Raw genomic sequence first — 12,756 nt, 5'->3', positions numbered from 1 at the left:
CGCTAATTAATTTAACAATATTGAAACTTATTGTTGGCGGTGTTTTGATTTAAACGTCGATTAACGAACCAAGTTTCGATAATCGCACAAAAAGCGATTATGCCAGCGTCGCGTCTGGCCGTTCCCGCCGGGCTTATGTCGCCAGGCCAACTTAGGAAACGCCAATGTCCGATCACAACACCTTAGAAATTCAGTCGTTTATCAATGCCAAGCCCTTTTCCCGTTATCAGTGGATGATCCTGATACTGTGTTTTTTAACGGTGGCGCTGGACGGATTCGATACTGCGATCATCGGTTTCATCGCCACTTCGCTGGTACAGGACTGGGGGATTGAGAAGACCTCGCTGGGGCCGGTGATGAGTGCCGCACTGGTGGGGCTGGCGGTGGGCGCGCTGACTGCCGGGCCGCTGGCGGACCGCATTGGCCGCAAAAAGGTGCTGGTGATGTCGCTGATCCTGTTTGGCGGTTTCAGCCTGCTGACGGCGTTTGCCACCTCACTGCCCATATTGACGTTGCTGCGTTTTTTAACCGGACTGGGCCTGGGGGCGGCGATGCCGAATGCCGCCACCCTGATGTCGGAATATGCGCCCGAACGTAAACGTGCGCTGCTGGTGAACCTGATGTTCTGCGGCTTCCCGCTCGGTTCCTCCATGGGTGGTTTCGTTTCCGCCTGGTTGATCCCGCACTTTGGTTGGCAGAGCGTGATGGTGCTGGGCGGCGTAATGCCGCTGCTGCTGGCGGTAGTATTGATTGTCGCCTTGCCGGAATCCGCCCGTTTCATGGTGGTGCACGGTTACCCGCGCGAACGCATCGCTGCGGTGCTCAAGCGCATAGCACCGATCAATTTGCCGGAATCGCTGCGTTTTACCCTGAGTGAAAGCGGCCAGGTGAAGGCGAAATCGGCGCTGGGCGTGATTTTCTCCCCACGCTATCTGATGGGCACGCTGATGCTGTGTCTGACCTACTTTATGGGCCTGATGATTTTCTATCTGCTGACCAGTTGGTTGCCGCTGCTGATCCGCGAAACCGGCGCCTCCATCCGTCAGGCTTCGCTGATTACCGCACTGTTTCCTTTGGGCGGCGGCATTGGCGTGCTGATCATCGGCTGGCTGATGGACCGAATGAACCCCCATAAAGTGGTAGCGGTAGGCTATCTGCTGACCGGGCTGTTTGTCTGCGCGATTGGTTACGTTTATACCCATCCGGTGCTGATGGCGGTGACGGTATTTATCGCCGGTACCTGCATGAACGGGGCGCAGTCTTCAATGCCGGCGTTGGCCGCCGGTTTTTATCCGACCCAGGGACGGGCGACCGGCGTGGCCTGGATGCTGGGGCTAGGGCGCTTCGGCGGCATCCTTGGCGCCATGAGCGGCGGGTTGCTGATGCAAATGCACCTGTCGTTCAGCACCATTTTCACTCTGCTGGCCATTCCCGCATTGGTTGCCGCAGTGGCATTGATGATCAAACACTTTTCCAGCCGAACGCCGGTGCTGCCCGGCTCGCTCAACAAAGCGCTGTAAGGAGATAAGCATGCGTACACAGGTCGCCATTATCGGCGCAGGCCCCGCCGGATTGATGTTATCGCACCTGCTGCATCTGCAGGGTATTGAGTCCGTGGTCCTGGAGACGCGCAGCCGGCAGGCGGTGGAGTCCACTATTCGTGCCGGGGTGCTCGAGCAGGGCACGGTAGATTTACTGAACCAAACCGGGCTCGGCGAACGGATGCGCAAAGAAGGCGTGCAGCACCACGGCATTCGGCTGGCGTTTGGCGGGCAACAGCACCGGATAGACCTCACCGAACTCACTGACCGGGCGATCACCGTTTACGCCCAGCACGAGGTGCTGAAGGACATGATAGCCGTACGGCTGGCGGCGCAGGCCCAGCTCTATTTTGAGGTCGAGCAGGTATCATTGCAGGCGCTGGACAGCGAACGGCCGCAGGTTCATTACTGCCACGCCGGTGAACAGCGGCAGCTAAGCTGCGATTTCGTTATCGGTTGCGACGGATTTCACGGTATCAGCCGGGCGGCGATGCCCGGTGGGTTGCGCCAGGATTACACTCGGATTTATCCCTTCGGCTGGTTCGGCATTCTGGTGGAGGCGCCGCCTTCCAGTGATGAATTAATCTACGCCCGGCACGCGCGGGGCTTCGCGCTGATCAGCACCCGGTCGGCAGGCGTGCAGCGGATGTATTTCCAGTGCGATCCGGCGGAAAACGTCGATCAATGGTCGGACGATCGAATCTGGAACGAACTGGAAACCCGGCTGGAAAATCACGACGGCTGGTCGCTGAAAAAGGGCCGTATTTTCCAGAAAAACGTGGTCGGCATGCGTAGCTTTGTCACTGAGCCCATGCGCTGCAAACGCCTGCTGCTGGCGGGGGATGCCGCACATATCGTGCCGCCGACCGGGGCGAAAGGGTTAAACCTGGCGATGGCGGACGTCTGCCTGCTGTCGCAAGCGTTGGAGGCGTTTTATCTGCGCAAAAGCTGGCGGCGGCTGGACAGCTACAGCGACGATGCCCTCAAGCGGGTATGGCGCGCCGAGCATTTTTCCTGGTGGATGACCAACATGCTGCACACCCATCCTGACGGCAGCCCATTCCAGCAGCGGCTGCAGCTGTCGGAACTGCAATATACGGTCAAGTCGCGCAGCGCCATGACGGTGCTGGCGGAAAATTACGTCGGCTCGCCTTTTCAGATGAACTGACCCCAACCGGGATCACAAAAAACGCAGTCGGCAGCAGAAAGATGCCCAATGTTTCGATTATCGCCCAAAGCAGCGTTTATCGCTCTTGCACCCTGCCTTGGGCCGCGCCATCATCGGAAAAAGCCCCTTTTAGGTCGGAGAATTTATGGAATTACTGACGCCGTTGTTGCGGTCTTCAGCGGTTAGCGAATGTTTCAGCGATGCCGCCACGTTGCAGGGCATGCTGGATTTCGAAGCGGCGCTGGCCACGGCACAAGCCGGACTGGGGATCATTCCGCCAGAGGCTGCGCAGCATATCGCCGCCTGTTGCCACAGTCATTTAGTCGACAGCGCCGTGCTGGCGCAGGCGGCGGCGCAGGCCGGCAATCTGGCCATCCCGCTGGTGAAGCAACTCACGGCATTGGTCGCGCAGCGCGATGCCGGCGCCGCACGCTTTGTTCATTGGGGAGCGACCAGTCAGGACGCTATCGACAGCGGTTTGATGCTGCAACTGCGGCAGGCTATCACCCTCACGCAAGAGGATCTGAACCGGTTGATGGCGGCGCTGGTACAACAAATTACTCTGCATCAGGATTGCGTGCTGGTTGGGCGCACCTGGGTGCAACACGCGCTGCCGACCACGCTGGGGCTAAAGTTGGCCGGTACGCTGGATACTTTGCTGCGTTACCGGCAGCGTCTCGATGAAATGCGCTCGCGGGTGCTGGCGCTGCAACTGGGCGGCGCGGCGGGGACGTTGGCGTCACTGGGTGAAGAAGGTGATCTGCTGGTGACCGCATTGGCCGTGCGGTTGCAACTGAGCGCGGCACATACGCCCTGGCACAGCCAGCGCGATCGGCTGCTGGAGATTGCCGGTTGGTACGCCGGTTTAACCGGCACGCTGGGCAAACTGGCGCGAGACATCTCTTTGCTGATGCAAACCGAAGTGGCGGAACTCGCCGAACCGGCGGCAGAAGGTCGCGGTGGTTCCTCCACCATGCCACATAAGCGCAATCCGGTGGCCTGCGCGGTGATCCTCGCGGCGGCCAACCGGGTTCCGGCGCTGGTCGGTGGGTTGCATGCCGCTATGGTGCAGGAACATGAACGTGGCCTGGGCGGTTGGCACGCCGAGTGGGAAAGCTTGCCAGAGTTGGTGATGTTGGCGGCGGGCGCATTGCACACGGCGGGCGATCTGATCGCCGGTTTGCAGGTGTTCCCGCAGCAGATGCAACATAACCTGAAGTTAACCGGTGGGTTGATCATGGCCGAAGCCGTAACGATGGCATTGGGCGAAGCTATCGGCCGCCAGCAGGCGCATCAGCTTATTGAAAAACAGTGCCATCTGGCGCTGGCTCAGCAACGGACGTTGCTCGACGTCTTGCTGGAAGACAGCAGGGTAATGGCCCATTTAACCCCGCAGCGGCTGGCTGTGTTGCTGGATCCGCAGCATTACCTCGGCAGCGCGCAGACATTTACTCAACGGGTGCTGGAACAGGCATCCCCGTTAAACGCAGGAGCAAAACGATATGAATGATGAGCAACGTTATCAGCAGGGCATTGAGGTGCGGCGGGCCGTGCTGGGAGATGCACACGTTGATCGCAGTCTTGACCGGCTCAGCCCGTTAAACGAGGAATTTCAGCACTTTATCAGCCGCTACGCCTGGGGTGAGATCTGGACCAGGCCAGGGCTGGCACGCCACACCCGCAGTTTGATCACCATTTCCATGTTGATCGCCCTTAACCGCGAAGCCGAACTGCGCATGCACCTGAAAGCGGCGGCGAATAATGGCGTGACCCGAGAGGAAATCAAAGAAGTATTGATGCAAAGCGCGCTGTACTGTGGCCTGCCGGCGGCAAACTCGGCGTTCCATCTGGCGGAAGAGGTATTCGCCGAACAGGACCGCGAAGCGGGCTAAGCGGAACGCGTGGCGTTGGCGAGGCGGCGTACGGTAGCGATAAACGCCAGCGCCGCATCGCTGAGTTCGCCGTCGTTACGGCTCAAAATGCCCACCGCTTCCTCCATACCCTGAGTAGGCAGCGGCAGGGGGATAAGCTGCCCGGCGGCGATATCGGTTTTAACCGCGCTCGAAGGCACAAACCACACATAGTCAAATTGCAACGTCATCTGGCGCGCCAAAGAGGCGGACAGCGTTTCGATATATTGGCCTGGCAGGCAGAATCCCTGGGTGGATAGCAGGTTCTCGGTATTGTGGCGCGGCACCGTGCCTTTGGGCGACAAAATGGCCGGATAGCTCAGCGCCTGCTCAAGGGTAATGGTCTCGCTCAACAGAGGATGCCCAGGGCGTGTCACCATCAGCAAGGATTCCAACAGCAGCAGTTCGAAGGCAATCCCACTCATCATTTCCGGTTCGGCCATGCGGCCAATCGCCACGTCAATGTCGCCGGCTTTGAGCTGCGTCAGCAATTCGGTATTTTTAGCGGTGATCACCTGAATACGCGAATAAGGGTGCGCCTGCTGATACTGGCCGATCGACTGCGGCAGCATGCCCAGCGCGGTAGTCGGCAGTGCGCCGATGCGCAGCACCCGCGCGGGTGCGTCGTCCAGCCTGTCCAGCGCGTGTCCGGCGGCTGTCAACGCCTCCAGCACCCGGGTGGCATACCCCAAAAATTGTTCGCCTTGTTCGGTCAAGCGGGTTCCTTGCCGGCTGCGTATCAGTAGGCGATTACCGGTCAAGGCTTCCAGTTCGCTCAGCGTTTTCGACAGGGCCGGCTGGCTCAGGCTCAGTTTGTCGGCGGCGCGGCTCAGCGATCGCTCCTGTGCCACCGCGACGAACCCGTTGATGTGGCGCAAACGCATGCGCTGCATAAATAAATTGGCTTTTTTCATGCCCCAGTGTAGGGAGTTTTCCCCAGTGGCAACAAGTGACGGCGGCCGCATATTTACACTGACGTGCAGATTTTTGCGGCCGCAGCGGTGGCGGGAATTACAGGTCGAAGAATACCGTTTCGCGGTCGCCCTGAATAACAATGTCAAAACGGTACACCAACTCGTCGCCACGGCGCTCGGGATGGGCAATCAGCGTTTTACGGCGGACTTCCAGTTCGATCAGATTCAGCACCGGATCTTGCTGGTTGGCGGCATCTTCGTCGGCAAAATACACCCGGGTGTGCAGACCAAGATTGATGCCGCGTGCGACGATCCACAGATTAACGTGCGGCGCCATCAGGCGGCCGTCACGCCCGCAAACTGCGCCGGGTTTGATGGTTTCAAAGCGATAGTGGCCGGTTTCAAAATCCGAACAACTGCGCCCCCAACCGCGAAAAGCGCTGTCCAGCGGCTTCTCGTGCTGCTGATCACCCGGGTGGTTGTAGCGGCCGTGCGCATTGGCCTGCCAGATTTCCAGCAGCACATCGCGGATCGGCGAACCGCTGCCGTCGAACACTCGGCCTTCGAGGGTGATACGTTCGCCCTGGGTTTCCGGCTGGGTCAGCACGTGATTAAAGTTGTTTTCAAAGATATCGAAGCCGGCGGCAAAGGGGGCCAGGCCGATGTGCACATAAGGCCCGGCGGTTTGCGACGGCGTTTCCGGCAGATACTGTTGCGGCATTATGCTTTCCCCTGCAGACGGTTTTCAAACAGCGTAGCGCGGTGGCCACGCAGCACCAGATCGAAGCGATAAGCCAGGCTGTCCAGTTGAATCGAGGCGGTTTTATCCAACCCGGCGATCAGCGTGCGCACCGCATCGTCATTTTTGATGGCGCGGACGATTGGGCAACTGGCAATCAGCGGATCGCCCTCAAAGTACATTTGGGTGATCAGCCGCTGGGCGAAGGCGTCGCCGGACAGCGAGAAATGAATATGGGCGGGGCGCCAGTCGTTGACCTGGTTGCGCCACGGATAGGGGCCGGGCTTGATGGTGCGGAAGAAGTAATAGCCGTTATCGTCGGTCAGCATACGGCCGCAACCGCCGAAATTAGGGTCTATCGGTGCCAGATACTGATCCTTTTTATGGCGGTAACGCCCACCGGCGTTGGCCTGCCACACTTCTACCAGCGCATTGCGCAACGGCAGGCCGTTTTCGTCGCGCACATAGCCGTGCACGATAATACGCTCGCCGATAGGCAGACCCTGTTTGGCGTAATTAAGGATAAGATCGTTATCCAGCGCCCCCAGTTCATGCTGGCCGAACACCGGGCCGGTGATTTCTGATAGCGAATTTTGCAGCGAGATCAATGCGTTCTTCGGCGAACGCAGCACGCTGGTTTTATATTCCGGCACCAGAGCCGGCGGGTGCCGATCGTAGTTGCGATGGTACAGTTCATTTATCTGGCTCATGCGGAAATCCTCATGGCATAGGCAGGATACAAAGGGCTGATCTGTTTTGTTGTTATGTCAGCGCGAAGGGGAGAAACCCTGTCCCCACACTGAGTCTACGCAAGCCGAAGTGTTACGATAAAGTGAAATTTAGCGGTGTTTTACATAACCTGAGGTTATGTGATGAGAGAAAATAAATGCGATATTCCGCAGAGGTATTCAGAGGTAATGGAAACTGGATATCGGTCACGGTTGTCTACTTCACTTGTTGACATTTCGTTTTCGGCCACTGATATTTCAATTTCGATAATGATAACCATTATCAATTAATTTAATGGCAATAGACGATAATGTCCGCTCACGTAAATAAGAGTGATTCGGTGAGTAGTCTGTGAATGTTCGAGGCTGACAATGAATGGATGCATCAAGAAGTCAATGGGTTATGCATTTACATTATTTACGTGTATCTGCACGATTAAATATATAAACACACTGAATGGTTTAGGCGGGTTTGTGACTTTTGTTTTAATGCTTTTCGTATCAATGTTGATTGGCGTTTTGATTGTTTTTATTGAGCGAGTGAGGATGTCAAAGGTCCAATAAAAATGAGCCACATCGCTGTGGCTCATTCGCGTTTTCATAAGAAAAAAACCGTGATTTTTAAAGCTGCTCGCCGTTGCTGGCGATCACGTTGCGGTACCAGTCAAAGCTCTTTTTGCGCGAACGCTCGAGGGTGCCGGTGCCGTCGTCATGTTTGTCGACGTAGATAAATCCGTAACGCTTGCCGTACTCGCCGGTAGTGAAGGACACGCAGTCGATACAGCCCCACGGGGTGTAACCGATCAGATCTACGCCGTCTTCGATCACCGCTTTCTTCATCTGCTCGATATGTGCGCTCAGGTAGTCGATGCGGTAGTCGTCGTTGATTTGGCCGTCGGCTTCTACTTTGTCAAAGGCACCAAAGCCGTTCTCAACGATAAACAGCGGTTTCTGGTAGCGTTCATACAACACGTTCAGCGAATAACGCAGCCCAACTGGGTCAATCTGCCAGCCCCAGTCGGAGGCTTTAACGTACGGGTTCGGCACGTTGCCCGGGAAGCCGAACATGGCGTCGCTGCTGCTTGGCGCATCCGCCTGCAAAGCATTGCTCATGTAGTAGCTGAAACCGATGTAGTCCGCGCAACCTTCGCGCAGGGTTTGCTCGTCCTGCGGCTGTATTTCAATCTGGAAGCCCTTGCGCTGCCAGTCGCGCAGCAGGTAAGACGGGTAGTAACCGCGCACCTGTACGTCGGTAAACAGGTAGCGCTGGTGCATCGCCTCGACGCTGTACATGACGTCTTCCGGCTTGCAGGAGAACGGATAGAAGGGCACGCAAGCCAGCATGCAGCCGATCTTGAACTCCGGGTTAATCTGGTGACCGAGTTTCACTACCTGCGCACTGGCGACGAACTGATGGTGCAATACCTGATAAAGCGTTTGCTCCGGATTTTGTTCTTCGCCGTACACCACGCCCGAGCAACAGTAGCCAAACAGCGGATACTGGTAGTTGCTCTGGTTGTTGATCTCGTTAAAGGTCATCCAGTATTTCACTTTGTGCTGATAGCGGCGCAGCACCACTTCGCTGAAACGCACGAAGAAATCCACCACCTGACGGTTTTTCCAGCCGCCGTATTCCTTCACCAGGTGATAAGGCATTTCAAAGTGGGACAGGGTGATCACCGGCTGAATGTTGTATTTCAGCAGTTCATCAAACAGATCGTCGTAGAATTGCAGGCCGGCTTCGTTCGGCTCCAGCTCATCCCCTTTAGGGAAGATGCGCGTCCAGGCTATTGAGGTGCGGAAGCATTTGAAGCCCATTTCGGCAAACAGCGCCACGTCCTGCTTATAGCGGCCGTAGAAATCCACAGCTTCATGGTTCGGGTAGCTATAACCTTCCAACACGCCATCGGTCATCACGCGATCCACGCCGTGCGAGCCGCCCGACAGTACGTCGGCAATGCTTGGGCCTTTACCGCCCTGATCCCAACCGCCTTCAACCTGGTGCGCGGCGACGGCGCCACCCCACAGAAAATCTTTCGGTAACTGTTGCTGTTTCATTGTTGGATTCTCATTCGTTTATTAATGAAAGGCTATTTTGTTAGCGTCTGAGAATAGAGTAGCAAGTTGGAATTAAATGTCACGATATAACAAATTACCGCTTCGGTAACTTGTTACATTAAAAAAACAGGCTGTTTTATTTTGCTGCGTTAATATTCCCCAGCCGCTTGCCGATGGTTTCAATAATGTAAATGACCGGGATCTGGGTGGTGATATTATGTTGGCCGGCAATGAGCTGTTGGGGGACGTGATAGGAGAGGTTGAAGTCCGCAATTTTTGCCAGCGACGAGGTTTCGTTGTTGGTGATGCTGACAATTTTGCAATGATGCAGGCTGAACTGGCTGGCGAGACGCAGGATCTCTTCGGTTTCGCCGGAGACCGAAAGCATAATCGCCACCGCGCTTTTATACATATCGCTGTTGATCGGGTAATAAGGATCGTCAATATGGGTGCTGAATTTCCCTACGTTGGAAAAGAAACGCGCACCGTATCTGCCCAACGCGCCCGAGGTGCTTACGCCGACGAAAATAATGCGTTCCGCCGCGGCGATATGCTGCACCGCCTGATCGATTTGCTGATTAAACTCGTCGTTGTTGATGCTTTTAAAAAAGCTGATGATTTCGCTGGTGCCAAAATCCATCGGCGCCACTTCCGCCTGTTCCAGATACAGCTTGAAACGGATACGGAATTCGGAATACCCCTCGCACCCCATTTTCTTGCAAAAGCGCAACACGGTGGTGGTCGACACCCCAGCGGCCTCGGCCAGTTCGCGGATCGTCATGTACATCACCGGGTTCTTGTTTTTGATGACGTAGTTATAAACCATCATTTCCAGCGCGTTGAGTTCGGCGATTGCTTTATGGGTAAACATAGACTTATCCGGCTAGTGGCAACAGAGCGTAATCAGCGGGCTAACATAGCAAATTTTGCCGTAGCCCGCTCGTGGTTTCCGTTGCTTTTCAGGCGCGTTTAGCCTTTTCCAGCAGGGCGTCATGTGCCGGTTCGGACCCGGTCAGATCGCACTCCTTCGGCAGCCGCCAGGCGATGATGCCGGCGATAATCAGCGAGACGGCCAGCCCGCAGACGGCGACGTTCTGGCCGTACAGATAAATCATCACGCCCACCAGATAAGGCCCGCAGAAACCGCCCAGATTGCCCAGGCCGTTGATCACGCCGCGTGCGCCGCCGGCTACCTCCGCCGAGGCGATGCGGCCAGGCATCGACCAGAACGGGCTGGTAGCGGCCTTGAGGAAGAATCCGCAGACCACCAGGGCGATATAGGCCGCCACCACGTTATGGCGCAGTACTACCGAAGCCAACAGCGCGGCGGCGAAGCAGAACAGTGAAACCATCACCCACAGGCGGCGCTTGCCGGTTTTGTCGGTGAGTACCGAAATCAGGTAAATCCCCAGCAGCGTGGCGACGAAGGGCAAAATGGCCAGAAATCCGACCGAGGCCATATTGCCGCCGGTGAGATTTTTCAGGATGGTGGGCAGCCACAGGGTGTAGCCGTAATCGCCGGTTTGATAAAAGAAGTTCAGCAGCACCAACTTCATCAACCCTTTATTGCGAAACACATCTCTCAGCGGGGCATTACTGACCGGCTGCGCTTTACTGCGTGCCTGGCGTTCACGCGCCAATTCGGTTATCAGATATTCACGCTCGCGTGCCGGCAACCAACGCGCCTCCTGCGGTCGATCGCTGATCAACAGCCACCAGACGGCCAGCACCAGCAGCGACAGCACCCCCTCGAGAATAAACAGCCAGCGCCAGTCGAGCTGATTGATGATGGCACCGGAGATAGGCGCGGTAAGCATGCCGCCAAGAGGGGCGAACATCATGACGAAAGCGTTGGCGCGCCCCAGTTCTTTCTCCGGGAACCAGTTACTGATCATGGTCAGCACCACCGGCAACATGCCCCCTTCGGAAATGCCCAGAACAAAGCGCAGCACCAGCAATTGATAGTGATTGGTGACAAATCCGGTGGCTACCGAAACTACCGCCCACGCGCACAAAGACCAGGCGATAAAACGTTTGCCGCTGCCGTTAACCGCGATGCGCCCACCGGGCACCTGCAAAAACAGGTAACCGATAAAGAAAATGCCGCTGGCCAGGCCGGCCATCTGGCTGGTGATGCCCAAATCACTTTCCATGCCGCCGGGCAGCGCAAAACTGATATTAACCCGGTCCATAAAAGAAATAATGCAGGCGATCAGGATCGGGGCAATAACCCGCAGCCAGCGGGTGTTGGGGATTTTATTATCCATAGCGATCTCTCTTTGCGGGCGTGGGTATACCCGTCGCCTTTCAAGCCGCAGCGTTGTTGGCTGCACTCGTTCACCCCAGTTACTTACCGGAGTAAGCGCCTGGGGATGAGCGAGCTGGCCGCCTAGCTGCAGCTTGAAATTCATAGGGTATAAATAAGGTTCTGTCGTTCAAAATGAGTAAAACCTGTTAATTATTCGATAGCGTTGGGCAGAGGCTGGTGCCTGAAATAGGCACTGACGTTGGCGAACACGATGTCGCTCATCTTTTGCCGGGTTTCGTGCGTGCCACTGGCGACGTGGGGTTGCAGCACCACGTTGTTCATGCCAATCAAGGCGGCAGGCACCCTGGGTTCGTCGGCGTAGACATCCAACCCGGCACCTGCAATGGCGCCGCTGCGCAGGGCATCGATCAGATCCTGTTCATTAACGATGCTGCCGCGGGCAATGTTAATCACCAGCGCGTGCGGCGGCAGCGCGTCGAAGATCGTCTTGTCCACCAGGCCGATGCTGTCTTTGCCGCCGGAAATGGCGATAACAAAGAAGTCGCTTTCCCGCGCCAGGGAGAGGGGATCGGGGAAGTAGGCATAGGGTAATGCGCCATCCTGTTGGTGGCTGGCGTACTGAATATGCATGTTGAAACCGGCAGCGCGCTGGGCAATGGCGCGGCCGATGTTGCCCATGCCAAAAATGCCGAGGCGCTTGCCGCTGACCTGCACCGACAGGCCCGGCGCTTCCTGCAGCCAGCGGCCTTCACGCACAAAACGGTCGTAGTGACACAGCTGGCGCGCGGTTGCCAGCAGCAGCCCCAGCGCCATATCCGCCACGTCTTCCGTCAGTGCGCCGGAGGTGATGGTGACCGCGATGCCGCGCTGCCGGGTATAGCTCAGGTCAATGGCGTCGGTGCCCACGCCGAAAACGGCAATCAGCCCCAGGTTCGGCAATTGTTCCAGTACCGACGTAGCAACGCCAATATCGCCACGGGTGACCAGTGCGGTGAGGGTTCCGCCATTGGCCGCCAGGAAAGCGGCCGGGTCGGCCTGTTCGTAGAGACGGTGCACGACAAAGTTGGCCTCAAGGCGGGCAAGCAGGCTGTCCATTAGCGGGGCGATCAACAATACGTCATTGGGGGTATCGGTCATCATTTTTACCTGTTCAGAAAACACCATGGTTTCGTTGTTGTTATCAAAGCGGTTTTCAGACGGCGGTTTTGCGACAGATATCACGCTGAGGAGTGTTAATAAACTGTGTTACCCGTAATGTGATCGACGGGAGAAAACGGGTAACAGTGCGCTGTAACATAGCCACGCGAAAATCGAAATTCATAAGCCAATAATTGGTTTTCATTAGCCTGATTTTAGCTAAGTCGGGCTAGATGCTTTTACTATAAGCCCTAATGAAAAGTTATTTATTGCTGGTCGGAAAGGGTAATAA

Annotated in this window: 11 protein-coding genes; 4 read left to right on the top strand and 7 right to left on the bottom strand. The window is 56.5% G+C overall.

What is annotated here, in order from left to right; translation table 11 throughout:
* The first annotated feature begins 164 nt into the window (after window positions 1-164).
* From ACUTQW_RS05800 to pcaC, 4 genes are all read left to right on the top strand, one after another.
* Window positions 165-1,520 carry an MFS transporter gene (locus ACUTQW_RS05800; protein WP_020439086.1) on the top strand — a complete coding sequence of 452 codons (1,356 nt, stop codon included), beginning with the start codon at window positions 165-167 and terminating at the stop codon, window positions 1,518-1,520.
* 10 nt (window positions 1,521-1,530) lie between these two features.
* Window positions 1,531-2,709 (top strand): 4-hydroxybenzoate 3-monooxygenase, encoded by a 1,179-nt coding sequence (locus tag ACUTQW_RS05795; RefSeq protein ID WP_020439085.1) that lies wholly within the window; start codon window positions 1,531-1,533, stop codon window positions 2,707-2,709.
* 145 nt (window positions 2,710-2,854) lie between these two features.
* Window positions 2,855-4,219, top strand: a complete 1,365-nt coding sequence (locus tag ACUTQW_RS05790; protein WP_006325478.1) for a 3-carboxy-cis,cis-muconate cycloisomerase — start codon at window positions 2,855-2,857, stop codon at window positions 4,217-4,219.
* A complete protein-coding gene (gene pcaC / locus ACUTQW_RS05785; RefSeq protein WP_004944745.1) occupies window positions 4,212-4,601 on the top strand; it encodes a 4-carboxymuconolactone decarboxylase in 390 nt (129 codons plus the stop codon). The genes ACUTQW_RS05790 and pcaC overlap by 8 nt, the downstream gene beginning before the upstream one ends.
* Here the strand turns inward: pcaC and ACUTQW_RS05780 are convergent.
* The 7 genes from ACUTQW_RS05780 to ACUTQW_RS05750 all read right to left on the bottom strand — a co-directional run bounded on the left by ACUTQW_RS05780 (window position 4,598) and on the right by ACUTQW_RS05750 (window position 12,467).
* Window positions 4,598-5,533, bottom strand: a complete 936-nt coding sequence (locus ACUTQW_RS05780) for a LysR substrate-binding domain-containing protein (RefSeq protein ID WP_006325476.1) — start codon at window positions 5,531-5,533, stop codon at window positions 4,598-4,600. The genes pcaC and ACUTQW_RS05780 overlap by 4 nt on opposite strands.
* Window positions 5,534-5,630: 97 nt before the next feature.
* The gene (gene pcaG, locus ACUTQW_RS05775; RefSeq protein ID WP_006325474.1) at window positions 5,631-6,254 is read right to left on the bottom strand and encodes a protocatechuate 3,4-dioxygenase subunit alpha; all 624 of its coding nucleotides are present in this window, start codon (window positions 6,252-6,254) and stop codon (window positions 5,631-5,633) included.
* On the bottom strand, window positions 6,254-6,982 hold the full coding sequence (gene pcaH, locus ACUTQW_RS05770) for a protocatechuate 3,4-dioxygenase subunit beta (protein ID WP_004944742.1): 729 nt from the start codon (window positions 6,980-6,982) through the stop codon (window positions 6,254-6,256). The genes pcaG and pcaH overlap by 1 nt, the downstream gene beginning before the upstream one ends.
* 639 nt (window positions 6,983-7,621) lie before the next feature.
* Window positions 7,622-9,058 carry a 6-phospho-beta-glucosidase gene (locus tag ACUTQW_RS05765; RefSeq protein WP_037432945.1) on the bottom strand — a complete coding sequence of 479 codons (1,437 nt, stop codon included), beginning with the start codon at window positions 9,056-9,058 and terminating at the stop codon, window positions 7,622-7,624.
* A 136-nt stretch (window positions 9,059-9,194) separates the two neighbouring features.
* Window positions 9,195-9,929 (bottom strand): MurR/RpiR family transcriptional regulator, encoded by a 735-nt coding sequence (locus ACUTQW_RS05760; RefSeq protein WP_004944736.1) that lies wholly within the window; start codon window positions 9,927-9,929, stop codon window positions 9,195-9,197.
* Between the two features lie 88 nt (window positions 9,930-10,017).
* Window positions 10,018-11,325 carry an MFS transporter gene (locus tag ACUTQW_RS05755; RefSeq protein WP_037432944.1) on the bottom strand — a complete coding sequence of 436 codons (1,308 nt, stop codon included), beginning with the start codon at window positions 11,323-11,325 and terminating at the stop codon, window positions 10,018-10,020.
* A gap of 191 nt (window positions 11,326-11,516) precedes the next feature.
* Window positions 11,517-12,467, bottom strand: a complete 951-nt coding sequence (locus tag ACUTQW_RS05750) for a 2-hydroxyacid dehydrogenase (protein WP_006325465.1) — start codon at window positions 12,465-12,467, stop codon at window positions 11,517-11,519.
* Between the last annotated feature and the right edge of the window lie 289 nt (window positions 12,468-12,756).

It is taken from the genome of Serratia sp. TSA_7, assembly GCF_052692135.1.
Note: the sequence above shows the minus strand (reverse complement) of the source record. Positions and strands in the feature narration are given on the sequence as shown.

Excerpts from the sequence above, each read along its gene's own strand:
- ACUTQW_RS05800 (WP_020439086.1), top strand. The coding sequence starts at position 165 with ATGTCCGATCACAACACCTTAGAAATTCAGTCGTTTATCAATGCCAAG.
- ACUTQW_RS05795 (WP_020439085.1), top strand. The coding sequence starts at position 1,531 with ATGCGTACACAGGTCGCCATTATCGGCGCAGGCCCCGCCGGATTGATG.
- ACUTQW_RS05790 (WP_006325478.1), top strand. The coding sequence starts at position 2,855 with ATGGAATTACTGACGCCGTTGTTGCGGTCTTCAGCGGTTAGCGAATGT.
- pcaC (WP_004944745.1), top strand. The coding sequence starts at position 4,212 with ATGAATGATGAGCAACGTTATCAGCAGGGCATTGAGGTGCGGCGGGCC.
- ACUTQW_RS05780 (WP_006325476.1), bottom strand. The coding sequence starts at position 5,533 with ATGAAAAAAGCCAATTTATTTATGCAGCGCATGCGTTTGCGCCACATC.
- pcaG (WP_006325474.1), bottom strand. The coding sequence starts at position 6,254 with ATGCCGCAACAGTATCTGCCGGAAACGCCGTCGCAAACCGCCGGGCCT.
- pcaH (WP_004944742.1), bottom strand. The coding sequence starts at position 6,982 with ATGAGCCAGATAAATGAACTGTACCATCGCAACTACGATCGGCACCCG.
- ACUTQW_RS05765 (WP_037432945.1), bottom strand. The coding sequence starts at position 9,058 with ATGAAACAGCAACAGTTACCGAAAGATTTTCTGTGGGGTGGCGCCGTC.
- ACUTQW_RS05760 (WP_004944736.1), bottom strand. The coding sequence starts at position 9,929 with ATGTTTACCCATAAAGCAATCGCCGAACTCAACGCGCTGGAAATGATG.
- ACUTQW_RS05755 (WP_037432944.1), bottom strand. The coding sequence starts at position 11,325 with ATGGATAATAAAATCCCCAACACCCGCTGGCTGCGGGTTATTGCCCCG.
- ACUTQW_RS05750 (WP_006325465.1), bottom strand. The coding sequence starts at position 12,467 with ATGATGACCGATACCCCCAATGACGTATTGTTGATCGCCCCGCTAATG.